The 23,113-nt window shown below is 67.2% G+C and carries 19 protein-coding genes and 1 tRNA gene; 14 read left to right on the top strand and 6 right to left on the bottom strand.

The features are described 5' to 3' along the window. Positions 1 to 22: 22 nt before the first annotated feature. The 3 genes from gpmA to QZ755_RS10005 all read left to right on the top strand — a co-directional run bounded on the left by gpmA (position 23) and on the right by QZ755_RS10005 (position 2,697). Positions 23 to 709 (top strand): 2,3-diphosphoglycerate-dependent phosphoglycerate mutase, encoded by a 687-nt coding sequence (gpmA, locus tag QZ755_RS09995; RefSeq protein ID WP_294322404.1) that lies wholly within the window; start codon positions 23 to 25, stop codon positions 707 to 709. Positions 710 to 1,156: 447 nt separating this feature from the next. After that, positions 1,157 to 1,642 (top strand): 5-(carboxyamino)imidazole ribonucleotide mutase, encoded by a 486-nt coding sequence (purE, locus tag QZ755_RS10000; protein ID WP_294322406.1) that lies wholly within the window; start codon positions 1,157 to 1,159, stop codon positions 1,640 to 1,642. After that, a complete protein-coding gene (locus QZ755_RS10005) occupies positions 1,639 to 2,697 on the top strand; it encodes a 5-(carboxyamino)imidazole ribonucleotide synthase (protein WP_294322408.1) in 1,059 nt (352 codons plus the stop codon). The genes purE and QZ755_RS10005 overlap by 4 nt, the downstream gene beginning before the upstream one ends. 26 nt (positions 2,698 to 2,723) lie before the next feature. On the opposite strand, the gene QZ755_RS10010 is transcribed toward QZ755_RS10005, so the two are convergent. Then, complete coding sequence (locus tag QZ755_RS10010; protein WP_294322410.1) at positions 2,724 to 4,781, bottom strand: S9 family peptidase; 2,058 nt, start codon at positions 4,779 to 4,781, stop codon at positions 2,724 to 2,726. 84 nt (positions 4,782 to 4,865) lie between these two features. Here QZ755_RS10010 and QZ755_RS10015 point away from each other — a divergent pair, with 84 nt between their 5' ends. The 3 genes from QZ755_RS10015 to QZ755_RS10025 all read left to right on the top strand — a co-directional run bounded on the left by QZ755_RS10015 (position 4,866) and on the right by QZ755_RS10025 (position 9,279). Beyond that, positions 4,866 to 6,662 (top strand): aminopeptidase P family protein, encoded by a 1,797-nt coding sequence (locus QZ755_RS10015; protein WP_294322411.1) that lies wholly within the window; start codon positions 4,866 to 4,868, stop codon positions 6,660 to 6,662. Positions 6,663 to 6,793: 131 nt separating this feature from the next. Then, entirely contained in the window at positions 6,794 to 8,128 is a 1,335-nt protein-coding gene (locus tag QZ755_RS10020; RefSeq protein ID WP_294322413.1) for an MFS transporter, read from the top strand. A gap of 2 nt (positions 8,129 to 8,130) precedes the next feature. After that, positions 8,131 to 9,279: a glycoside hydrolase family 68 protein gene (locus QZ755_RS10025; protein ID WP_294322414.1), complete on the top strand. Its 1,149-nt coding sequence runs from the start codon at positions 8,131 to 8,133 to the stop codon at positions 9,277 to 9,279. Here QZ755_RS10025 and putA read toward each other — a convergent pair. After that, positions 9,269 to 12,367 carry a bifunctional proline dehydrogenase/L-glutamate gamma-semialdehyde dehydrogenase PutA gene (gene putA, locus QZ755_RS10030; RefSeq protein WP_294322416.1) on the bottom strand — a complete coding sequence of 1,033 codons (3,099 nt, stop codon included), beginning with the start codon at positions 12,365 to 12,367 and terminating at the stop codon, positions 9,269 to 9,271. The two genes, QZ755_RS10025 and putA, sit on opposite strands and share 11 nt — an antisense overlap. Before the next feature lie 183 nt (positions 12,368 to 12,550). On the opposite strand from putA, the gene QZ755_RS10035 reads away from it, so the two are divergent. Beyond that, on the top strand, positions 12,551 to 13,003 hold the full coding sequence (locus QZ755_RS10035) for an Lrp/AsnC ligand binding domain-containing protein (protein ID WP_294322418.1): 453 nt from the start codon (positions 12,551 to 12,553) through the stop codon (positions 13,001 to 13,003). On the opposite strand, the gene QZ755_RS10040 is transcribed toward QZ755_RS10035, so the two are convergent. Both QZ755_RS10040 and QZ755_RS10045 read right to left on the bottom strand, forming a co-directional pair. Continuing rightward, positions 12,998 to 14,029 carry a hypothetical protein gene (locus tag QZ755_RS10040; protein ID WP_294322419.1) on the bottom strand — a complete coding sequence of 344 codons (1,032 nt, stop codon included), beginning with the start codon at positions 14,027 to 14,029 and terminating at the stop codon, positions 12,998 to 13,000. The two genes, QZ755_RS10035 and QZ755_RS10040, sit on opposite strands and share 6 nt — an antisense overlap. After that, a complete protein-coding gene (locus tag QZ755_RS10045) occupies positions 14,026 to 14,271 on the bottom strand; it encodes a hypothetical protein (protein WP_294322421.1) in 246 nt (81 codons plus the stop codon). The genes QZ755_RS10040 and QZ755_RS10045 overlap by 4 nt, the downstream gene beginning before the upstream one ends. 181 nt (positions 14,272 to 14,452) lie before the next feature. Here QZ755_RS10045 and QZ755_RS10050 point away from each other — a divergent pair, with 181 nt between their 5' ends. Further along, positions 14,453 to 14,986 carry an alpha/beta hydrolase gene (locus tag QZ755_RS10050; RefSeq protein ID WP_294322422.1) on the top strand — a complete coding sequence of 178 codons (534 nt, stop codon included), beginning with the start codon at positions 14,453 to 14,455 and terminating at the stop codon, positions 14,984 to 14,986. 162 nt (positions 14,987 to 15,148) lie between these two features. Here the strand turns inward: QZ755_RS10050 and QZ755_RS10055 are convergent, their stop codons facing one another. Beyond that, entirely contained in the window at positions 15,149 to 15,619 is a 471-nt protein-coding gene (locus QZ755_RS10055; protein ID WP_294322424.1) for an Lrp/AsnC family transcriptional regulator, read from the bottom strand. 105 nt (positions 15,620 to 15,724) lie between these two features. Here QZ755_RS10055 and alr point away from each other — a divergent pair, with 105 nt between their 5' ends. Together alr and QZ755_RS10065 are read left to right on the top strand one after the other, a co-directional pair. Further along, a complete protein-coding gene (gene alr / locus QZ755_RS10060) occupies positions 15,725 to 16,837 on the top strand; it encodes an alanine racemase (RefSeq protein ID WP_294322426.1) in 1,113 nt (370 codons plus the stop codon). Continuing rightward, on the top strand, positions 16,825 to 18,075 hold the full coding sequence (locus QZ755_RS10065; protein ID WP_294322428.1) for a D-amino acid dehydrogenase: 1,251 nt from the start codon (positions 16,825 to 16,827) through the stop codon (positions 18,073 to 18,075). The genes alr and QZ755_RS10065 overlap by 13 nt, the downstream gene beginning before the upstream one ends. Here the strand turns inward: QZ755_RS10065 and QZ755_RS10070 are convergent. Next, entirely contained in the window at positions 18,069 to 20,051 is a 1,983-nt protein-coding gene (locus tag QZ755_RS10070) for an EAL domain-containing protein (protein WP_294322430.1), read from the bottom strand. The two genes, QZ755_RS10065 and QZ755_RS10070, sit on opposite strands and share 7 nt — an antisense overlap. A gap of 93 nt (positions 20,052 to 20,144) precedes the next feature. On the opposite strand from QZ755_RS10070, the gene moaA reads away from it, so the two are divergent. From moaA to QZ755_RS10090, 4 genes are all read left to right on the top strand, one after another. Continuing rightward, positions 20,145 to 21,143 carry a GTP 3',8-cyclase MoaA gene (moaA, locus tag QZ755_RS10075; protein WP_294322432.1) on the top strand — a complete coding sequence of 333 codons (999 nt, stop codon included), beginning with the start codon at positions 20,145 to 20,147 and terminating at the stop codon, positions 21,141 to 21,143. Then, positions 21,140 to 21,910, top strand: a complete 771-nt coding sequence (locus tag QZ755_RS10080) for an NAD kinase (protein WP_294322435.1) — start codon at positions 21,140 to 21,142, stop codon at positions 21,908 to 21,910. The genes moaA and QZ755_RS10080 overlap by 4 nt, the downstream gene beginning before the upstream one ends. Before the next feature lie 68 nt (positions 21,911 to 21,978). Continuing rightward, a tRNA-Asn gene (locus QZ755_RS10085) sits at positions 21,979 to 22,053 on the top strand. A 181-nt stretch (positions 22,054 to 22,234) separates the two neighbouring features. After that, complete coding sequence (locus QZ755_RS10090) at positions 22,235 to 22,897, top strand: hypothetical protein (protein ID WP_294322437.1); 663 nt, start codon at positions 22,235 to 22,237, stop codon at positions 22,895 to 22,897. The last annotated feature ends 216 nt before the right edge of the window (positions 22,898 to 23,113 follow it).

Here is a 23,113-nt window from a genome sequence, read left to right on the forward strand (position 1 = left end):
CGACAACCGCAATGGAGGCCCCATGCCCACGCTCGTCCTGATCCGCCACGGCCAGTCGGCCTGGAACCTCGAAAACCGCTTCACCGGCTGGTGGGACGTGAACCTGACTGAAAAGGGTGAGGCGGAGGCCAAGGCGGCGGGCGAACTTCTGACCGAGAAGGGCCATGATTTCGACCTGTGCTTCACCAGCTTCCAGACCCGCGCGATCAAGACGCTGAACATCGCGCTGGAATCGATGGGCCGGTTGTGGCTCCCGGTCGAAAAGGACTGGCGCCTGAACGAGCGGCACTATGGCGGGCTGACCGGCCTCGACAAGGCGGAGACCGCCGCCAAGCATGGCGACGAACAGGTCAAGATCTGGCGCCGCAGCTTCGACGTACCGCCGCCCCTTCCCGAAGCGGACAGCCCGTGGGACCTGTCGGCCGACCGCCGTTATGCCAGGATCGACATTCCGCAGACCGAAAGCCTCAAGGACACGATCGACCGCGTCCTGCCCTATTGGGAGAGCCGCATCGCGCCTGAACTCAAGGCGGGCAAGCGCGTGCTGATCTCGGCACACGGCAACTCGCTGCGCGCGCTGGTCAAGCATCTGTCGGGCATCCCGGACGACGAGATCACCGGCCTCGAAATCCCGACCGGGCAGCCGATCGTCTATGAACTGGCCGACGACCTGACGCCGACCGATCGTTATTATCTGAACGAGCGGTAAGGGGGGCCTTCTCCTCTCACAAATCCGTTCGGTTCGAGCAGCTTCGAGCGAAGTCGAGAAGCGTCTGTCGAGAACGCCCCGTTTGGGGCACCTCCTTCTCGACTACGGTTCTCGACAGGCTCGAACCTGCGCTCGAAGCAAACGGAAGGGGCGTTGGCGGGTAGGCGTACAAACGCCTTTCCTACACGCCCCACCACCGCCAAACTCCCCACCGGCCCCCAACCCCGGCCGCCGCTCTTTGACACCGCCACCATTCTCACCGCGCAAACAGCGCACGAGTGTGAACTTCGTGAACTTTGCCCGCCAAAACGCCGACGCGGCGAAAACGCCACTAGTGTGAACTTCGTGAACTTTGGCCCTGAATATGCCGGTACGGAATCCTTCCGCTTGCCCTGTTCCCGCCCCTTCCCTAAGCAACGGCTCCCCCAAAAGCGTTACGGGCAGAGAATGAACGACGTGACCGTGGTCGGCATCATCATGGGCAGCACTTCCGACTGGGACACGATGGCACATGCCGCCGACGTGCTGACCAAGCTCGGTATTCCCCATGAAACCAAGGTGGTGTCCGCCCACCGCACCCCGCAGCGGCTGGTCGAATATGCCACCGGTGCAGTGGGCCGCGGGTTGAAGGTCGTGATCGCGGGTGCCGGCGGTGCCGCCCACCTGCCCGGCATGGTCGCCTCGATGACCCGCCTGCCCGTGCTGGGCGTGCCGGTCGAATCAAAGGCGCTGAAGGGCATGGACAGCCTGCTCTCGATCGTACAGATGCCCGGCGGTGTGCCGGTCGGCACGCTGGCGATCGGCAAGGCCGGAGCGATCAACGCCGGCCTGCTCGCCGCCTCGATCCTCGCAACGCATGACGACGCGCTTGCCGACCGGCTCGACGCATGGCGCGCGGCGCAGACCGACGGCGTGGCGATCGACCCGCAATGACCCCGCTGCCCCCCGGTTCGACCATCGGCATCATCGGGTCGGGTCAGCTTGGCCGGATGATCGGCGTCGCCGCCGCGCAGCTCGGCTATCGCATCCACGTCTATGCCCCCGACAGCGGCCCGGCCAACGACATCGCCTTCGCCCACAGCCGCGGTGCCTATGACGACGTCGCCGCGCTCAAGGCGTTCGCCGCCCAGGTCGATGTCGTCACCTATGAGTTCGAGAACATCGCCGCCGCCCCGATCGAGGCGCTGGGCGACAAGGTACGCCCCTCTGCCCGCTCGCTGGCCGTCGCGCAGGACCGGGTCCGCGAGAAGCGCTTCGTCGAAGGGCTAGGCGGCCGTCCCGCGCGCTGGGCCGAGGTCACCGATCGTGCCGCGCTCGACACCGCCATCGCCGCGGTCGGCTGTCCGGCGGTCCTCAAGACCACCCGCTTCGGCTATGACGGCAAGGGCCAGGCCCGCCTGATGGCACCCGCCGACGCCGATGCCGCGTGGGACGCGATCGGCGGCGGCCCGGCGATCCTCGAAGCGTTCGTCGATTTCGACGATGAATTTTCGGTGGTCCTCGCCCGTGGCCTCGACGGCGGACTCGTGACCTATCCGACGCCCAAGAACGTCCACAAGGCCGGCATCCTCGACACCTCGACCGTCCCCGCCCCCGTGATCGAACCCTGGCGTGCCGAGGCGGAGACGCTGGCAGCCCAGGTCGCCGAGGCGCTCGACCATGTCGGCGTCCTGACGCTCGAATTCTTCTGCGGGCGCGATGGCGCGGTGTTTAACGAAATGGCCCCGCGCGTCCATAACTCCGGCCACTGGACGATCGAGGGCAGCGAAACCTCGCAGTTCGAAAACCATGTCCGCGCCGTGCTGGGCCTGCCGCTCGGCAGCGTCGCGATGACCGCCAGGCGGGTGGAGATGACGAACCTGATCGGCGACGACGTGGACCAATGGCCGGCACTGCTGGCCGAAAGCGGCGCCCATCTCCACCTCTACGGCAAGCACGAAGCCCGCCCCGGCCGCAAGATGGGCCATGTGACGCGGGTGGAACGCTAAATCCTCCCCGGCACGGGGAGGAGCCTCTAACCCTCCACGCCCAGCTGCCACAGCACGAACGCCATTTCCTCGGCGGCTTCCTTCAAGCTCTCCCACCGGCCCGACTTGCCGCCGTGCCCTGCGCCCATATTGGTCTTGAGCAGCAGCACATTGTCGTCGGTCTTCGTCGCCCGGAGCCGCGCCGCCCACTTCGCCGGCTCCCAATAGGTCACGCGCGGATCGTTCAGCCCGCCCGAAATGAACACCGGCGGATAGGCTTGGGGCCTCACATTGTCATAGGGCGAGTACGACGCGATCAGCTCGAACGCCGCCTTGTCCTCGATCGGGTTGCCCCATTCTGGCCACTCACCCGGCGTCAGCGGCAGGCTGTCGTCCAGCATCGTGTTCAGCACGTCGACGAACGGTACGCTCGCCACCACCGCGCCCCACAGCTCGGGGTCGGAGTTCATTACCGCGCCCATCAGCTCGCCGCCGGCCGATCCGCCGGCGATGGCGATCTTGCCCTCTGCGGTATAGCCCCGTTCGATCAGCCCCTTCGCCACATCGACGAAGTCGTTGAAGGTGTTGGTCCGCTTCTCCAGCTTCCCGTCCAGATACCATTGCTGGCCCAGGTCATCGCCGCCCCGGATATGGGCAATGGCAAACGCCATGCCCCTGTCGAGGAACGACATGCGGCTGGTCGAGAAACCCGGCGGGATCGCATAGCCGTACGCACCATAGCTGTAGAGATACAGCTTGCCCGTCCCGTCGCGGGGATAATCCTTCGGATACACCACCGAACACGGGATGGCGGTCCCATCGCGCGCGGTGATCTCCAGCCGCTCGGTCACGTACTTTGCCGGATCATAGCCCGACGGGATCGTCTGCACCTTGCGCACGGTCAGGCCGCCGCTGGCCACGTCATAGTCATAGACGGTGCCCGGCGTGACCATCGATTCGTACCCGAGCCGCAGCGTATCGACGTCATATTCCGGATTGTCACCCAGCCCGACGACGAAGCTCGCCTCCGGAAAGTCGATCGGCCGTGCCGGCCCGCCGGCGTAATCATGCAGCCGGATCTGGTCGAGTCCGTCCAGCCGCCCCTCGACCACGAAGAACCGCGCAAAGGTCGCGACGCCCGTCATGTAGAAATGCGGGTCGGCGGCGATCAGCTCCTGCCAGTCGCTCGGGCTGTCCAGCGAAGCGGTCGCCAGCCGGAAGTTCGGGTGCGTGTCGTTGGTGTGGATGAAGAGCGTGCCGTCATGCTCCTCCACGTCATACTCCACGCCCTCCACGCGTGCCTTTACCAGCAGCGGTTCGGCGGTCGGATCGTCGGCCGGGACCAGCCGCACCTCGCTGGTGACGTGATCGCCCGCCGAAATGACCAGAAAGCGCCGCGACTGGGTTTCGCCGACCGACACCCGCCAGCCTTCATCGGCCTCGTGGTACAGCTCGATATCCTGATCGACGGCCGTGCCGATCCGGTGTAGCCGGGCATTGTCGGTCCGCCATTGCTCGTTGGCGAGGCCGTAGAGGAACCCGCTCGAATCGGCCGTCCACACCAGTTCAGACAGGGTGCCCGGAATGACGTCCGCCAGCAGTTCGCCGGTCGCCAGGTCCTTGACCCGCGCCTCGAACCGCTCGCCGCCGTCATCGTCGATCGCATAGGCGAGCAATCGCCCGTCCGGACTGACCGATAGCGCGCCCAGCCGGAAATATTCCTTGCCCGCGGCCAGCGCGGGTTCGTCGAGGATCAATTCGTCGTCGCCGCCCGCGACCGGCCGCCGCCACCAGCGGCGATATTCGCCGCCGGTTTCGAAATCGGACCAGTACCACCAGTCGCCGTCACGCTGCGGCACGGTGGCGTCATCCTCCTTGATCCGTCCGCGCATCTCACTGAACAGCGTATCGATCAGCGGCTGGTGCGGCGCCATGACCGCATCGAAATAGGCGTTCTCGGCCTTGAGGTAATCGAGGATCTCGGCGTCCTCGACCTTCGGATAGTTCGGATCGCGCAGCCAAGCCCAGGGATCGGACACGGTAATCCCGTGACGGTCGTAGCTATGGGCGCGCTGTTCGGCGATCGGCGGAATGGGCTTGGTCATGGCCGCCCATGTGGGGCCATGCCTCGCGGAAGTCGAGCGAGCTTGTGGCTTTTGCCCGACCGTTTCGGCTGATACGAACGCGGCATGACCAGCCATTCCGAACGCCTGTCCGCGCTCCGCGCCCATCTCGCCACGCTCGACCTGACCGGGTTCGTCGTACCGCTGACCGATGAATATATGAGCGAATATGTCGGCGACTATGCGCAGCGCCTTGCCTGGCTGACGGGGTTCAAGGGGTCGGCGGGGAGTGCCGTCATCCTCGGCGATACCGCCGCAATGTTCACCGATGGCCGCTACACCCTGCAGGTGCGCGAACAGGTCGACGCCGCCGACTGGCAGTTCGTGCAGGTCCCGGCGACCGCGATGGCCGACTGGCTGCGGACCAACGCCCGCGATGGCGACCGGATCGGTTTCGACCCGTGGCTGGCGACGGTCGACTGGGTTGCCGCCGTCGAACGCGCGCTTAGCGATGTCGGCGCGGTGCTGGTCCCGGTCGATGCCAACCCGATCGATGCGCTGTGGCACGACCGCCCCGCCCCCTCGCCCATAGCAATGACAGTGCAGGACGATGCGCTGACCGGCCGCACCTCTGCCGACAAGCGTGCCGCGATCGGCGACTGGCTCGGCGAACGCCGCGCCGACGCGGTGGTGCTGACCGCGCTCGATTCGATCGCCTGGACGTTCAATATCCGCGGCAGCGACGTGGCGCATACGCCGGTGGCATTGAGCTACGCCATCGTCCATGCCGATGGCACCGCCGACCTGTTCGCCGCGCCGGGCAAGGTGGGTGAGGACGTCGCTCGCCACCTCGGCAACGCCGTTACCGTCCGTCCGATGACCGACTTCGCTGCCGCGCTGGGCAGCTTTGCCGGCAAGCGCATCGCCGCCGATCCCGACCGCGCCGTCGCCGCGATCCACGACGCGCTGCGCCGGAGCGGCGCGACGATCATCGCCGAACGCGACCCGACCGTGCTGGCAAAGGCGATCAAGAACCCGGTCGAGATCGCCGGCCACGCCGCCGCGCAGGCCCGCGACGGCGCGGCGATGGTCCGCTTCCTGAAATGGTTCGAGGAAACGGCCCCGGCCGGCACGCTTACCGAACTCTCGACCTCCGACCGGCTGGAGGCGATTCGCGGCGAAACCGGATGCCTGCGCGACCTGTCGTTCGACACGATCAGCGCGACCGGCGCCCATGCCGCCAGCCCGCATTACAAGGCGACCGTGGACAGCGACGCGGCCATCCTGCCCGGCCAGCTCTACCTGATCGATTCGGGCGGCCAATATGCCGACGGCACCACCGACATCACCCGCGTCATGCCGGTGGGCGAGGTGTCGGACGAAATGCGCGACCGGTTCACACGCGTTCTGAAAGGGCATATCGCGATCGACACCGCCGTCTTTCCCGATGGCACGCTGGGCGGCCATATTGACGGCTTCGCGCGTCGTCCGCTCTGGGAAGTCGGCATCGACTATGCCCATGGCACCGGCCACGGCATCGGCGCCTTCCTGTCCGTTCATGAAGGGCCGCAACGGATCGGCGCACCCAACTATCCCGGCGGCGGCCCGCTGGAGCCGCTGCGCGCCGGCATGATGCTGTCCAACGAGCCTGGTTATTACAAGGCGGGGGAATACGGCATCCGTATCGAAAACCTGCTGCTGGTTGTCGAACGCGATATTCCGGGTGGCGACCTGCCGATGCTGGGCTTCGAGACGCTGACCTTCGTGCCGATCGAACGATCACTGATCGTGCCCGCCCTGCTGACGGCGGCAGAGCGAACCTGGGTCAACGCCTATCATGCACGGGTCGAGGCGTTACTGACCCCGCTGCTCGACCGCGAAACCGCCGCATGGCTGACGGCGAAGTGCGCACCGCTTAACTGATCCGGATACCGGCCGCCGTGCGACGGCCGGCATTCGCGTATTGCCTTGCAATCGATTGTTGCAATTTGCTGCGTTAGGGGCGACAAGCGGTCGGTCGGCGATAGACCGACGTGCAAGGAGCAGGACCGACCATGGCGCCCCCGATGAAACCGCACCTGTCGCTGCCCCGCATCCTCGAGATGAACCTGGGGTTCCTTGGCCTGCAGTTCAGCTTCGGACTGCAACAGGGGAACATGGCGCCGATCTACAGCTATCTGGGTGCGAACGAGGCGCAGATACCGTTGCTGCAGCTGGCCGGGCCGCTGACCGGGCTGCTGGTGCAACCGCTGATCGGCGCGCTGAGCGATCGGACGGACAGCCGCTGGGGCCGGCGGACCCCCTATTTCGTGATGGGCGCGGTGCTGTGCTGTCTCGGCCTGTTCTTCATGCCGCTGTCCAGCTCGCTCCTGATGGCGGTATCGCTCCTGTGGATTCTCGACACGGGCAACAACATCACGATGGAACCGTATCGCGCCTATGTCAGCGACCGGCTGAACGAGGATCAGCACCAGATCGGTTTCCTGACGCAGAGCGCGTTTACCGGTCTTGCGCAGATGCTGGCGTTCCTCACCCCCTCGCTGCTGGTGTGGGCGGGGATGAACCAGGATTGGGTCGACAGCCACAACATCCCCTATACCGCGCGCGTGGCATTCATGGTCGGGGCGGTACTGTCGATCTCGACGATCCTCTGGTCGATCCTGCGCGTGCCCGAACTGCCGCTGACCCCGACCGAAAAGAGCGCCATCGCGGCTAAGCCCAAGTCGTTCGGCGCGACGATCGCCGAAATCGGCAGCGCGATCCGCGACATGCCGCCGGCGATGCGCAAGCTGGCGCTGATGAGCCTGTTCCAGTGGTACGCGATGATGGCGTACTGGAACTACGTCATCTACACGATCGGCCGTTCGGTGTACGGCACGGCCGATCCCACCTCGTCCGGTTTCCATTCCGCCGTGCTGACCAATGGCGAGGTCGCCGCGTTCTACAACGGCGTCGCCTTCCTCGCCGCCTTCGCCATGGTCCCCATCGCGCGGCGCATCGGTGCCGCCCCGCTCCACGCGCTCAGCTTGGTCGCGGCGGGCATCGGCATGGTCTGCCTGCCGCATGTCACGTCGAAGGCGCTGCTGTTCCTGCCTGCGATCGGCATCGGCCTCGGCTGGGCCAGCATGATGGGCAATCCGTACATCATCCTTGCCGGATCGATCCCGCCGGAGCGGACCGGCGTCTATATGGGCATTTTCAACATGATGATCGTCATTCCGATGCTGATCTTCTCGGCAACGATGTGGCTGTTCTACCAACCGTTGCTGGGCGGCGATCCGCGTAACGTGCTGACGCTGTGCGGCGTACTGCTGTTCTGCGCTGCCGCCGCGGTGTGGAGCGTGCGCGAACGTAATGCCAATGGCGCACCGGTCGGGGCGGTAGGTTGAGCATGTCGCCCCTGCCCCACGCCCTGACCCATTGGTCCGCCGAACAGGTCGCGCGGATCGTCCCGGACGGCCCGGAACGCCTGCCCGTCCTGACGCCTGCCGACATCGTGCCGATCGACCCGGCCCACGACTTCTGGGACATGTGGCAGATCGCCCGTGCCGACGGTTCGACGGTGTTCGTCGACGGGCGCAGCTACTGGTTCTTCCTCGGCACGCCGCGCTTTGCCGACCCGGAATCGCGGCACGACGCCGCGCGCATCTACCTGACCAGCCATGGCAGCGACGGGTGGCGGCTGCACGGCGCTACCTTCCCCGATGGCTTCACGCCGGGCAGCCGCGAATGGTCCGGGTCGGCAGTTCTGGCCGAGGATGGCGTGACGCTGACCATGTACTTCACCGCCGCCGGCCGGCGGGGCGGCCCGCACAGCTTCGAACAGCGGCTGTTCGAGACGGTCGGGCGCTTCATCGTCGATGGCCCCGACACCCGGACGGACGGTTGGTCGCCGCCCGTCGAAAGCGTCGTAGCGGACGGCGAATGCTACCGCGTCGCCAATGAGATCGAAGCTCCCGCGACCGGCATCAAGGGGTTTCGCGACCCCGGCTTCTTCCATGATCCGGCGACGGGTCGCGATCACCTGTTGTTCGTCGGATCGGCGGGATGGACCGATGCCCTGATCGACGGCGTGATCGGTATCGCCAGCCGGGACAGCGCCGATACCCCGTGGCATCCAGGCACACCGCTGGTCGACGCGATCGGCGTGAACAGCGAACTGGAACGCCCGCACATCATCCTGCGGAACGGGCTGTATTACCTGTTCTGGTCGACCCAGGCCAGGCGCTTCGCCCCCGGCCTGCCTGCGCCCACGGGGCTGTACGCGCTGGTCGCCAACGGCATGGACGGGCCGTGGCGACCGGTGAACGGCAGCGGCCTGGTCGCCGGCAATCCAGCCGCCGAACCCATGCAAGCCTATTGCTGGTGGGTCACCGGGGAGGGGCAGGTGGCCGCGTTCGTCGACTATGCCGGCCTGAACGGAGCGGACGCCAGCGCCGATGTGTCGCTCCGCCGCGCCCGCTTCGGCGGGACCGCCGCCCCGTTCTTCCAGCTCGACTTCGCCGGCGACCGGGTGACGATCCGCGCTGCTACAGGTTGAGCAGCGCCGGATCGCCACCCTTGGCCATGATGTTGATCGACGTCGATCGTTCGGCGGCATAGCGCAGCAGCGCGTCGGGACCGCCCGCCTTGGGGCCGGTACCCGACAGCCCTTCGCCGCCGAACGGCTGCACGCCGACGACCGCGCCGATGATCGACCGGTTGACATACACGTTCCCCGCCGGGACCAGCGCCGCAACTTCCTCGGCAAAGCGGTCGATCCGGCTGTGGATGCCAAGCGTCAGGCCATAGCCGCGCGCCGCCAGCTTGCCCGCGACGTCCGCCAGATCGGCGGGGTCGTAGCGATAGATGTGCAGCACCGGGCCGAACACCTCACGTTCGAGGAAGTCGGGGCTGGGCACTTCGGCGATGACCGGCGCGAAGTACGTGCCGCGCGAATCGTGGCCGCGGGTGTCGGCGCGGAACAGGATCTTCGCTTCCCGCTCCAGCCGCTCGACATGCGCGTTCAGCGCATCGCGTGCGTCACGGTCGATGACCGGGCCGACATCGGTCGCCGGATCGGCCGGGTCGCCGATGACCAGACACCCCGCCGCCCCGACCAGCGTCTCGATCGTCGCATCGGCCGTGTCCTTCGGCAGGTACAGCAGCCGCAGCGCCGAACAACGCTGCCCCGCCGATCCGAAAGCGGACAGCAGCACGTCGTCGACCACCTGTTCGCGCAGCGCGCTAGTATCGACGAACAGGCCGTTCAGCCCGCCGGTCTCGGCGATGAACGGCAGGATCGGGCCGTTGCGGTTGGCAAGGCTGCGGTTGATTGCCCAGGCGGTGTCGGTGCCGCCGGTGAAGGCGACGCCGGCAATCGCCGGATGGGCGACCAGCGCCGCGCCGACCTCAGCGCCATCGCCGGGCAACAGCGCCAGCAGGTCAGGATCAAGCCCGGCGGCATGGAACAGGCGGACCGCCTCGGCGGCGACCAGCGGGGTCTGTTCGGCGGGCTTGGCTAGGACCGCGTTGCCGGCGGCCAGTGCGGCAGCGACCTGTCCGGTGAAGATCGCCAGCGGGAAGTTCCACGGGCTGATGCAGACGAAGACGCCGCGCCCGTGGAGTTCGATCTGGTTCACCTCCCCCACCGGCCCTGGCAGTACGGTCGGCCCGGCGAAGCGGGTTTCGGCGAGGAGCGCGTAATAGCGACAGAAGTCGACCGCCTCGCGCACCTCCGCCACGGCATCGTTCAGCGTCTTGCCGGCCTCCGCAGACAGTATCGCGATGAAGCGGTCCATCCGGGCATCGAGCGCGTCGGCCATGGCGCGCAGGATTTTCCCTCGCGAAACACCGCCGGCTGCGTTCCAGCGCGGCTGGGCGACGCGAGCCAGTGCGGCGGCGCGGTCGATATCGGCAGGGGTCGCGGTGGTGACCGACCCGATGGTACGGCCATGGTCGACCGGACTGGCCACCGGCACCGCGCCCGCGCCGGGCAACGTCTGGCCACCGACGATCGGGCCGGCGTGGAGGGTGGTGAAGGCGCCGCGCGCCGCATCTGCCGTCGCGCGGACGGACGCGATCGAATAGTCGCGGCCCAGCGGGTTGGCGCGACCGGGATAGATATCGGCGGGTGACGGCAGGCGCGGATGCTGGCGCGGGGTCGCGGCGACCGCCGCCACCGGGTCCGCCACCAGCGTCGTGGCCGGTACTTCCTCGTCGAGCAGCGCGTTGACGAAGCTGCTGTTCGCGCCGTTTTCGAGCAGGCGCCGTACCAGATAGGGCAACAGCTCCTCATGCCCGCCGACCGGAGCATAGGCACGCAGGATCAGCGCGTTACCGCCGATTGTTGCCGCCGCCTGTCGGTACAGCCCCTCCCCCATGCCGTGCAGCCGCTGGTGTTCGATCGCCACCCCGGCGCGGTCGGCCATGTGCCGCACCGCAATCAGGCTGTGGGCATTATGCGTCGCGAATTGCGGGTAGAGCGCCGGGGCGGCGGCAATCAGCTTGTGCGCGCAGACGAGGTAGCTGAGATCGGTCGCCGCCTTCGACGTGAACACCGGATAGCCCGGATGCCCGGCGATCTGCGCCCGCTTCACCTCGCTGTCCCAATAGGCACCCTTGACCAGTCGGACCATGATCCGCCGCCCGGTATCGCGCGACAGCCGCTCCAGGCGATCGATCACGCCGCGCGCTCGCTTGCCATAGGCCTGCACCACGACGCCCAATCCGGTCCAGTCGCCCAGCTCGCCCTCGCGCGCCAGCCGATCGACCAGCTTCAACGACAAGGCCAGCCGATCGGCCTCTTCCGCATCGATCGCGAGGTTCAGGTTATGCCGCGCACCGATCAGCGCCAAGCGCTTCATGCGCGGATACAAGTCGGCGAACACATCGTCTTCGCGCACCGCTTCGTAGCGTGGGCACAGCGCCGACAGCTTCACCGATACGCCGTGCCCCTCCTCGGGAGTACTCCCCGGCGCGCGGGCGTTGCCGACCGCCTCGATCGCGGCGGCATAGATGCGTTCGTAGCGCTCGGCGTCTTCGGGCGTGCGCGCGCCCTCCCCCAGCATGTCGAACGAGCAGAGATAGCCCTCCTTCGCCGCCCGCTTCAGCGCAGCCTCGATGGTCGATCCCAGCACGAACTGGTCTCCCATGATGCCGACCGCAGCGGCCAACGCGCGGCGGATGACCGGTTCGCCCAGCCGCCCGGCCAGCCGCCGGATCGTCTCGCCGATGCCCGCCGGCCCTTCCTCGCCGACCAGCTTGCCGGTCAGGGTCAGGCCGATGGTCGAGGCATTGACGAACAGGCTGGACGACTGGCCCAGATGCGCCGCCCAGTCGGCGGTGCCGACCTTTTCGGCGATCAGCCGGTCGCGGGTCGCCGCATCGGGGGTGCGCAGCAGCGCTTCGGCAAGGCACATCAGCGCCAGCCCCTCCTGCGTACCCAGCGAGAATTGTTGAAGGAACCCTTCGACCACGCCAGGCTTCGCGGCGGCAGCGCGCGTACGCTCTACCAGCTTCGCGGCGTTGGCGACGATCTCGGCCCGGTCGGCCTGGGTCAGCGGCACCTGCGCCAACAGTTGCGGCAACAGCACCGATTCGTCGATGAACTTGTCGGCGTCCAGGGCGTCCCAATCGATCGCGGGCATTCGTCTCTCCATGTCGGTTCGTCGGTATATCGCGGAGAGCGACGAAGGTGCTTCGTATGTTGGGCGCATCTACCGAAGAAGGTAGCGACGATTGACCCGAAGACCGAAGGACGCCATTCCGACAATGGCTGGAGTAACCTCTGGGCAGGCCATGTTCGGGCCAAGGTGCGCGAGGGGAAGACGATGGACCAGACCGATCGCAAGTTGCTGCGCGTGCTGCAGGGCGATGGCCGCATCACCAACCAGGCACTGGCCACACAATGCGGCATTTCACCCGCCGCCTGTTTCGAACGCGTCCGGCGGCTGCGCGACAGCGGCGTGATCCGGGGCTATGCCGCGCTGCTCGATCCCGGAAAGCTCGACCGGTCGCTGCTGGTGTTCATCGAAGTGCTGCTGGATCGCACCACCGACGATGTCTTCACCGCCTTTGCCAACCATGTCCGCGACCTGCCGGAGGTGCTGGAATGCCATATGGTTGCGGGCGGTTTCGACTATCTGCTGAAGGTCCGCATGGCCGATATGGACGCCTATCGCGCCTTTCTCGGCCGCACGCTGACCACGGTGCCCGGCGTGCGCGAGACGCGTACCTATGCGGTGCTGGAGGAGGTGAAGGCGACGACCGCGCTGCCGCTATAGCCCTGGTCCGTCGCGTTCGATCACCAGATACACCATGGTCTGGGTCAACAGCATATAGGCGATTTCACCAAAGGTGACCGGCCCGGCCATGGTGCCGGTATGCTGCCCCTCCAGCCCGGCATAGAGATAGTTCAGGATGCAGTTGCAGCTGAACGCGACTTCGCCGCGCGGGGTGCCGAGATGGTCGGCAAACTCCTGCGGATAATCGCCGATCGGCCGGGCGAAGCGATATTCGATCCCTTCATGCACGGGGGCGAAGAAACTGACCTTTCCCGAAACATCGTCGATCGCGGCGGTCGCGACGTTGATCATCGCGCCATTGTAATCGGCGACCAGCGGCAGGCGGGTGTCGATACCGTTGGCGGCGATGTGATCGACCAGCCGGGCCGGGATGCCATCGACCAGCACGCGTTCGACGGTGAAGCCGGTATCCTCGGCAAAGGTCAGTACCGGCCCGTCCATGTCGGGCACGAACAGGTTTACGATGTCGACCCGTGCAAAGGCTTCGTCGGGCAGCGCGACGTGCAGCACGACCGCGGCGTCGTCGGCACTGCGCCCGGTGCGGCCGTCGAACACCTTGGGCCGGTAGGTCGCGGCAGCATCGCCCGCGACGCCGGTGACCCAACCGACCACCGGGCGACGGAACATGTCGGGCCATTCCAGCCCGTGCAGGGCGAAATCACTGTGGACACCGCTCTGCCCCGGCATCAGCAGGATGGTATAACCATTGTCCGGGCCGAGTGTCGCCATGCCGGGTAATGCCGCGCGATCGAGCATCCCGACCCAGGCGACCGACGCGATGTCGGGCATCCGCTGGACGAATATCCGGTCGCGGGCATAGGCGCCGCCGGCTTCGGCGGTCATGAAATAGGGGCTGGTACCGCCGATCCAGTCGCCGCGCGGCAGGGCGGCGAGCATCGCTTCCTCGGCGGCGAGGATCAGCGTGTCGCCGGCAGCCAGCATCGCGGATACCTCCGCCACGCTGTATAGCGATTGGCCCTCATGGTGCGGATTGGGGCCCATCATCGTGCTGCTCCCTTGAAGATGGTTTCGAAATCGTCACGGGCGAAGCGGAAATTGTCGCGAAAGAAGCTGCGCAACTCTTCGATCAATGCCGGACGATCGGCATCGGACCGGTCATAGGCATGGGTAAGGCGGATCATCAGAATCCGCAGCGCAAGGCATTTGTACGTCGGACGGACCGCCCCCGACAACAGGCCATGCCAGCGCACATCGTCGGAGGGCGGAATTTCGATAGTGACTGCCATGCCGTTCGGTCCTTTCCCGCCCGAGCTATGCAGCGCGCACCTTAAAATCGCGTTGCTATCCGCAGGCCTTCTCGGCCGGTGGCATGGCAGGATCGCTTCGTCGCCATGGGGCGTTACGGCGATTGCGTGGAGGTGTGGACATGATAGCCTCCTGCCCGACATGCGCTGAACGGGAGACGACATGATGGTTGCCGCCGCTGCCACCCCCTATTCGGTCCTTGCCCTGTCCGACGGTATGCCGCCCCCTGCGCTGCGCGAGGTCGTCGACCGGCTGTGCGCGACACTGTTGCCACTCGGCGCTGCGACCGATGGCGAACGCAACCTGCTGGGCGCGAAGATCGACCGGTTCGTGGGAGAAACCGACCGGCAGGTGATCCTGCTGGCGCATGGCGCCGGATGCCGTGCGGCGGCGTGGTGGGCGCGGCTGTCGCCATCGCATTATGTGCAGCGGGTGGTGGGCGCGATCCTGGTCGATCCGGTGGTCGACGATGCCGGGTCCCGCTTCGCCTCGCCCGCGACGCTCCTGCCGTTCCGGTCGATGACGCTCGACAGCACCGGCCGGATCGAAGCGCTGGCCCGCGAATGGGGCAGCGAGGTGATGCCCGGCGACGGCGCGGTACGCGGCGGCGCGCTCCTGCGGCTGATCGACCGGATGAGCGGCGCGGTGGTCGCGCATGACGTACGGACGGCGGAGAAACTGGCGACGTTGCGGTAGGGGATTTTTCGCACGCTGCCCCACTCCCCACTCCGTTTGCTTCGAGCGAAGGTTCGAGCCTGTCGAGAACCGAAGTCGAGAAGGGGGTGCCGCAAACGACCGGTTCTCGACGAGGGCCTTGAAGCTGCTCGAACCGAACGGCGGTGCAGGACTAGGGCCGCCCTACCCCCGTCGACGCGGCATCAGCGCGTTGCGCATCGCGAAACTGGAATTGATCCGCGTCACGCCGGGCAGGCGCGACAGGATGTCGGTATGCAGCGCTTCGTACGCTGCGGCCGATTCCACCGCGACGCGTAGCCAGTAATCGGACTGACCGGTCATCAGCCAGCATTCCTGGATCTCGGCGTGGCGGCGCACCGCGGCTTCGAAGCGGGAGAGATACTCCTCGGTCTGCCGCTCGAGCGTCACCTGCACGATCACGGTCGCGCCATGGTCGGCCGGATCGGCGCGGGTGACGACGGTGTAGCCGCGGATGACCCCGGCATCCTCCAGCAACCGCACCCGGCGCAGGCACGCGGACGGCGACAGACCGACCTCCGCCGCCAGCGCATTGTTCGGGCGGCGGGCGTCGAGCCGCAACAGGTTGAGCAGTTTGCGATCGATGGCGTCAAGATTCATCTTCGTTGCGTTCATGCCGCATTTCGTTGCGTAATCGCATTAATATGGCAGGACGTTCGACACAATCGCAAAACCTGCGACAGATTCGGCGCTACGCTGGTAGCTGGAGAGACGGAACCGATGGCATTGCTGACGATCGACCTGAACGCACTGGTCGCCAATTACCGGACAATCGCGGCGACAGTCGCCCCGGCGCGGGCGGCCGGCGTGGTGAAGGCCGATGGCTATGGCCTGGGCGCGGCCGTGGTCGCCGATGCGCTGTACCGGGTGGGCTGCCGCGAATTCTTCGTCGCATTGACCGGGGAAGCAAACGCCTTGCGTCCTGCGCTGCCCGCCGATGCGCGGCTGTTCGTGCTGAACGGGATCGCGCCGGGCGAGGAAGCGGCGCTGGTCGCCGCCGATGCGGTGCCCGTACTCAACTGTCCGGCGGACATCGCACGATGGAGCGCGGCGGCCCGGATCAGCGGCCGACGCCTGCCCGCCGCGGTGCAGATCGACAGCGGCATGTCGCGACTGGGCCTGAGCGCGGACGAGGTGGCGGGAATCGCCGCTGATCCGGGCCAGCTGGCGGACATCGACGTCGTGCTGGTGATGAGCCATCTGGCGTGCGGCGACATGGCGGATTCGGGTGCGAACGCGGCGCAGCGGGCGCGGTTCGAGCAACTTGCCGCGATGCTGCCGCCCGCGCCGCGATCGCTGGCCAATTCGGGGGGCGCGTTTCTGGGCGGCGGGTATCACGGCGATCTCGTGCGGCCGGGCATCGCGCTGTACGGCGGTGCGCCGCAGGAGGACCAGCCCAACCCGATGCAGCCGGTCGTCACGCTCGATGCGCGGATCGTGCAATGGCGCGACGTGCCGGCGGGGACCGGCGTCGGCTATGGGCTGACCTCGGTCGCAGCGCATGACCGGCGCATCGCGACGCTGTCCTATGGCTATGCCGATGGCTGGCCGCGAATGCTCAGCAATCGGGGCGCGGCCTATGTCGCCGGCGTGCGCGCGCCGATCGCCGGACGGGTATCGATGGACAGCATCTGCATCGACGTGACCGACGTACCGCTCGACCTGCTGATCGGGGCGGGCCATGCCGAACTGATCGGCCCGCACCAGACCATCGACCAGGTCGCGGCGGATGCCGGGACCATCGCCTATGAAATCCTGACCAGCCTGCGCCATCGCCATGCCCGGCGGATCGTGGCCTTGCACGAACAAGAGGACGCAACATGCGGATCGTGATCCTGGGCGCGGGGGTGATCGGCGTCACCTCCGCATGGTATCTGGCACAGGCCGGGCATGAGGTGGTCGTGATCGACCGGCAGGCGGGGCCTGCGCTGGAGACCAGCTTCGCCAATGCGGGCGAGATTTCACCGGGCTATGCCTCTCCCTGGGCGGCGCCGGGCATCCCGGCAAAGGCGATGAAGTGGCTGTTCATGCAGCACGCGCCGCTGATCCTGCGGCCACAGTTCGACATGGCGATGCTGCGCTGGCTGGTCGCGATGCTCGGCAACTGCAACGCGCGCGATTATGCGGTGAACAAGGGGCGGATGGTGCGCCTTGCCGAATATAGCCGCGACCAGCTGATCGAGCTGCGTCGCAGCACCGGCATCACCTATGACGAACGCATGCAGGGCACGTTGCAACTGTTCCGCGAGGAAAAGCAGCTGGCCGGCATCGACAAGGACATCGCGGTGCTGAAGGCCGATGGCGTCGCGTACGAAGTGCTGGACCGTGCCGGCTGCATCGCCGCCGAACCGGGGCTGGCGGGCAGCAACATGCCGCTGGCCGGCGGGCTGCGCCTGCCCGGCGATGAAACGGGCGACTGTTTTAAATTCACCAACCGGCTGGCCGAGATGGCGGCAGCGGCAGGGGTCGAATTCAACATGGGCACGACGATCCGCCGCCTGGTGCGACAGGGCGACCGGATCGCGGGCGTGGAAACCGACACCGGCATGGTGACCGGTGACTCCTATCTGGTGGCCATGGGCAGTTTTTCGCCCAGGCTGGTCGGGCCGCTGGGCCTCAAGCTGCCGGTCTATCCGGTCAAGGGCTATTCGATCACCGTGCCGATCGTCGATGAAGCCCGCGCGCCGGTGTCGACCCTGCTCGACGAAAGCTACAAGGTCGCGATCACCCGATTGGGCGATCGCATCCGCGTCGGTGGCATGGCGGAAATCTCGGGCTTCAACAACGCCCTGCCCGAGGCACGGCGCGCGACGCTGGAATATTCGCTGGGCAGCCTGTTCCCCGGTGCGGGCGACACGTCGCGGGCCAGCTATTGGAGCGGCCTGCGTCCGATGACGCCCGACAGCACACCGGTCGTCGGCGCGACGAAATTCGGCAACCTGTTCCTGAACACCGGTCATGGCACACTGGGCTGGACGATGGCGTGCGGATCGGCGGCGGTGATTGCCGACCTGATGTCCGGACGGCGTGCGGCGATCGAAACGGCGGATCTGTCGATCGCGCGCTATTGAACTGCTGACCCCAGCAACGCCGTCAGCGCTGGCACCGTCAGCGGTTCGGCGCACAGGAACCCCTGGTACAGCTGGCACCCCTCGGTTGCCAGTGCGTCGCGTTGTTCGACCGTCTCCACGCCCTCCGCGATGATCGTCAGGTCGAGCGAGCGGGCCATGTCGATCACGCCACGCACCACCACCCGGTCGCGGTGCGATCCGACGATGTCCTGCGTCAGCCGCCGGTCGAGCTTCAGGTAATCCAGCGGCAGTGCCTTTAGATAGGCCAGGCTGGAATAGCCGGTCCCGAAATCGTCGATCGCCACGCGGCAACCGGCGGCGCGCAGCGTGGCCAGCAGGCCCGCCGCTTCGCCCAGTTCGACGATCAGCCCGCTTTCGGTAATCTCGACGGTCAGCCGGTCACGCGGAAAACCGCTGTCGGCGGCGGCGGCGAGCAGCGTTTCGGCAAAGTCGGGCTGCGCCACATCCTCCGCCGTCACGTTGATCGACAGACGCAGCCGCGACAGCGGCGCGCCCCAGCCCGCCGCGATGCGCATCGCCAGATGCTGGACATGCGCTGATAGCGTACCTGCCAGCCGGGCGTGCCCGGCGGCCGTGAACAACAACTCGGCACCCAGTTCGCCGCGATCGGGATGATCCCAGCGCGCCAGTGCCTCGACCCCGACGATCCGCCCGGCCAGCAGGTCGACCTGCGGCTGGAACCGTATGGTGATCTCATCCCGATCGATCGCGCGGCGGACTTCGCCGGCCAGACGTTCGGCGCTGTCCGCTGCCATCGGCCCCTGCGCCTCGTCCGATCGTGCGCCGGGCAGTTCGGTCTGTATGCGGCGGATGAAGTCGCCGCCCCCTTCGCCCGCCCTAGCCACGCCGCACGCCTGTCGCAATCCGAGCGACACCATCGCGCTACCCGCGACGAACGGCCGCGCCAGCGCCTGCTTCAGCGCCTCTTCCAGTCCCCCGTCATTGCCGTGCGGCAGCAGCACCGCGAACTCGGTCCCGCCCAGCCGCGCCAGCGCCGCGCGCGCGACGCCGGCGTCACGCACCGCCTGTTCGATCCTCCGTTCGACCGCGCGGAGCAGGGCGTCGCCGACCACCCGCCCCTGCTGTCGATTGATCGGGTCGATCCCGCCGACCGCCAGCACGCGGATGCCGGGCCGCTCGCCCCCCTCGATCCGGCGGTCGAGCCAGCGTTCCGCCCCGGCATGGTCGCGCACCGACCCGAGCGCCTCACGCACCACCGCGCCGATATCGCCGACCCGTGCCAGCGGCTCGATCAACGCATGGAGCCGTCCGCTATGCGGATCGCGCGCGACATGCTGCACCACCCGCCCCAGCCCCGGCAGGTCATGGGCAAAGGCGGTGGCCGGCAAATGTTCGGTCAACCGCCGGATCGCCGCGAGCGCAATCCGGCGACCGTCGGGACCCAGCGCCCGGAGCAGGCCGCGCGGATCGCTGGTTTCAGCAAAGCCCGTCGCTTCGGCCAGCGCCGGCGTCAGCTGCAGCGAACCGCGATCGGCATCGTGCCGCCACCCCAGCGGCGCCCCGGCACCGGCGGTCGGATCATGCCAGCCGCCGCCCATCCGCACGACATGGCGCTCGGCCGATCGCACCGCCTGCAACAACACCTCGCCCGCGATCGGGCTGACCAGGAAATGGGTCGCGCCGGCATCGTGCAGCGCGGAGAGCCGGTCCACATCACCGCGCGACACCAGCACCAGCAACGCATCACCATGGCCGGCGATGCGCGACAGTTCGGCGGTGGCAGCGATTCCTTCGTCGATCGCGCCGCGCGCATCGACGATCGCGATCGCGGTACCGCTGGCCGCGACGCGTTGCCGCAGGCCATCGGCACGGCGGGCGGCGACGACCCGCCACCCGGCGCGCGACAAGATCGCGGCAAGTTCGTCACGCTGTCGAAACGACAGCACGAACAGCGCGCGCTGCTGCGCCGCATCGTGGCCGGTCCATGCGGTCAATTCCCACCCATGGGCGCGGACTGTATGGCGACATTGGGGCGGCGGCAATGGACACCTTGTATGGTTCGCACCGGCACCTTAGCTTGGCCGACAATGTCCTGCGCCCCTTCCCTGATCGACGCGCATGGCCGCACCATCCGCTATCTCCGCATCTCCGTGACCGACCGGTGCGACCTGCGCTGTCGCTATTGCATGGCGGAGGCGATGACCTTCCTGCCACGCGCCAAGGTGCTGAGCCTGGAGGAGATCGCGCTGATCGCCGAACGCTTCGTGGCGCGGGGCATCGACAAGATCCGGTTGTCGGGTGGCGAACCGCTGGTCCGGCGCGGCGTTACCGAACTGTGCCAGCGACTGGGCCGGATGGTCGGGAACGGCCTGTCCGAACTGACGATGACGACCAACGCCACCCGGCTGCGCGAACATGCGCCCGCACTGGCCGATGCCGGTATCCGGCGGATCAATGTCAGTCTCGACAGCCTCGATCCGCAAATATTCCGCTATGTCACGCGCCAAGGCGATGTGGCGCAGGTGCTGGACGGCATCGCCGCGGCGCGCGACGCGGGGCTGGCGATCAAGATCAACATGGTGGTGCTGAAGGGCCTGAACGAGGATCATGTCGGCGACATGCTCGACTGGTGCGGGCGCGAGGGGTATGACCTGTCGCTGATCGAAACCATGCCGCTGGGCGCAATCGACGAGGACCGCACCGACCGGTTCGTACCGCTGACCCGCGTGTTCGATACCCTGTCCGGCCGGTTCACCCTCACCCGCGACAACCACCAGACCGGCGGGCCGGCGCGCTATTGGCGAGTGGGGGAGCATGGCAACCGGCTCGGCCTCATTTCCCCGCTCACCGCCAATTTCTGCGCCGGGTGCAACCGGGTACGGCTGACGACCGAGGGCAAGCTGTACCTGTGCCTTGGCCATGACGATCATGTCGATCTGAAGGACGCGCTGCGCGAGGGCGGGATCGCGGCCGTCGATGCCGCGCTGGACGCCGCCCTGCCGCGCAAGCCCGCGGCGCATGACTTCCGCATCGAAACCGGGGCGGCGCCTGCCGTCGCCCGCCATATGAGCGTAACCGGCGGATGACGACGCGATTGGCCCTGCTGGCCTCCCCCACCGCCCCCGCGCGCGCAGCGGAGGAGACGCTGCGCGCCCGCTACGACTGGGTAGGCGTCGAGGATGCCGACCTGATCGTCGCGCTGGGGGGCGACGGGTTCCTGTTGCAGGTGCTGCACATGCTGCTGGAACGGCGCAACACGGTGCCCGTATTTGGCATGAACCTCGGCACGGTCGGGTTCCTGATGAACGAATGGCGCATGGACGAACTGGACCGGCGGCTAGGCCGGGCCAAGCCGTTCCGCGTGTCGCCCCTCACCATGACCGCCACGACGATGGACGGCGAACAGCGCGTGTTGCCCGCGATCAACGAAGTGTCGCTGCTGCGCGAGACCCGCCAGACCGCCAAGCTGGAGGTATCGGTCAACGATCGCGTCGTGATGCCCGAGCTGGTGTGCGACGGCATCCTGGCCGCGACGCCGGCCGGATCGACCGCCTACAACCTGTCGGCCAACGGCCCGATCCTGCCGATGGGATCGGGGATGCTGGCGCTGACCCCGATCAGCCCGTTCCGCCCGCGTCGCTGGCGCGGCGCCATCCTGCCGGACAAGGCGCGCATTACGCTTCGCGTGCTGGAGCCGGACAAGCGCCCGGTATCGGCCGTCGCCGACCAACGCGAAGTGCGCGACGTCGCTCGGGTCGATGTCGCGGTCGACCGGGTGCGCGACCTGACGCTGCTGTTCGACCCGGAACATGCGCTCGACGACCGGATCACGATGGAGCAGTTCGCGGGCTGATACCGAAAAAGTGAAATTAGGTGTTGCAAGGCCCGAATCCGCTGTTAAAGACGCGGCCTCGCAGTTGTTCCCTGATAGCTCAGCGGTAGAGCTCTCGACTGTTAATCGAGCGGCCGTAGGTTCGAATCCTACTCAGGGAGCCAGCGACACCCCGGCACGACCGGGCGGACAAGGCGGGGCTTATGCTCCGCCTTTGGTCGTTTTGGACTATGGCGCTGGTGCATCCTGGTAATCCAGTGTTCAGCAACGGCTAATCTCGCGTACGGCACGTTCCATCGGCCCACGTCCACGGACCCGAACCCCCGGCGGATCGTTCTTGTCGCAATGGAACATCGCCATGGGTCGGTAGCCATGGCGGCATTGGAGAAACTGATGTTGCTGCACCCTACCCCGCGTGCCCGCCTGCGGGCGATCGGCACCACCCTTGTCGGCGCGCTGGCGCTGGCCGCCTGCGCCACGCCGACGCCGTATCAGCCGGCTTCCGGCTCGGGCTTCTATCGCAACGGTTATAGCGACCAGCAGATCGAACCGAACCGGTATCAGGTCAGCTTTTCGGGTAACAGCCTGACGTCGCGCGAAACGGTCGAACGCTATCTGCTGTATCGCGCCGCCCAACTGACGCTGGAGCGCGGGTACGACTATTTCATCATGGCCGATCGCGACACCAACCTGCGCAGCCGCACCTATTCGACGCCGGGCGTCGGCGGCGGCTTCGGTGCGTGGGGCGGCGGATTCGGCTGGGGGGGCTGGGGTCCGGCATGGCGCTATCGCAGCCCGGCCTTCGGCTGGCGTACCTGGGACCCGTTCTGGGGCGATCCGTTCTTCGACCGCTCGGTCGATATCCGCACCGTCGACAAGTACGAGGCGATGGCGGAGATCGTGCTGGGCCGTGGTCCAAAGCCCAACAACAACGTCCGCGCCTTCGACGCCCGCGCCGTGCTGCAGAGCCTGGGGCCAAGCGTGATGGAGCCGGAACCGCGCCGATAAGGCACGCCGAGGTCTGAATGCGGAAAGGCCGCAGTTCCCGATGGGGAGCGGCGGCCTTTTCATTGTGCCGGTTCTACGCAGGGAGTGTCGCGGTTCGCCGTATCACGTCGCCCCGGCGCAGGCTGGGGCCCCCTCCACGGGCACGGGCTATCGTCGACAGTCCGTCCCTGCGGCTTGAGATCCCAGCCTGCGCTGGGATGACGGTAGTTGCGGCGC

The organism is uncultured Sphingomonas sp., assembly GCF_913776855.1.
Classification (GTDB): domain Bacteria; phylum Pseudomonadota; class Alphaproteobacteria; order Sphingomonadales; family Sphingomonadaceae; genus Sphingomonas.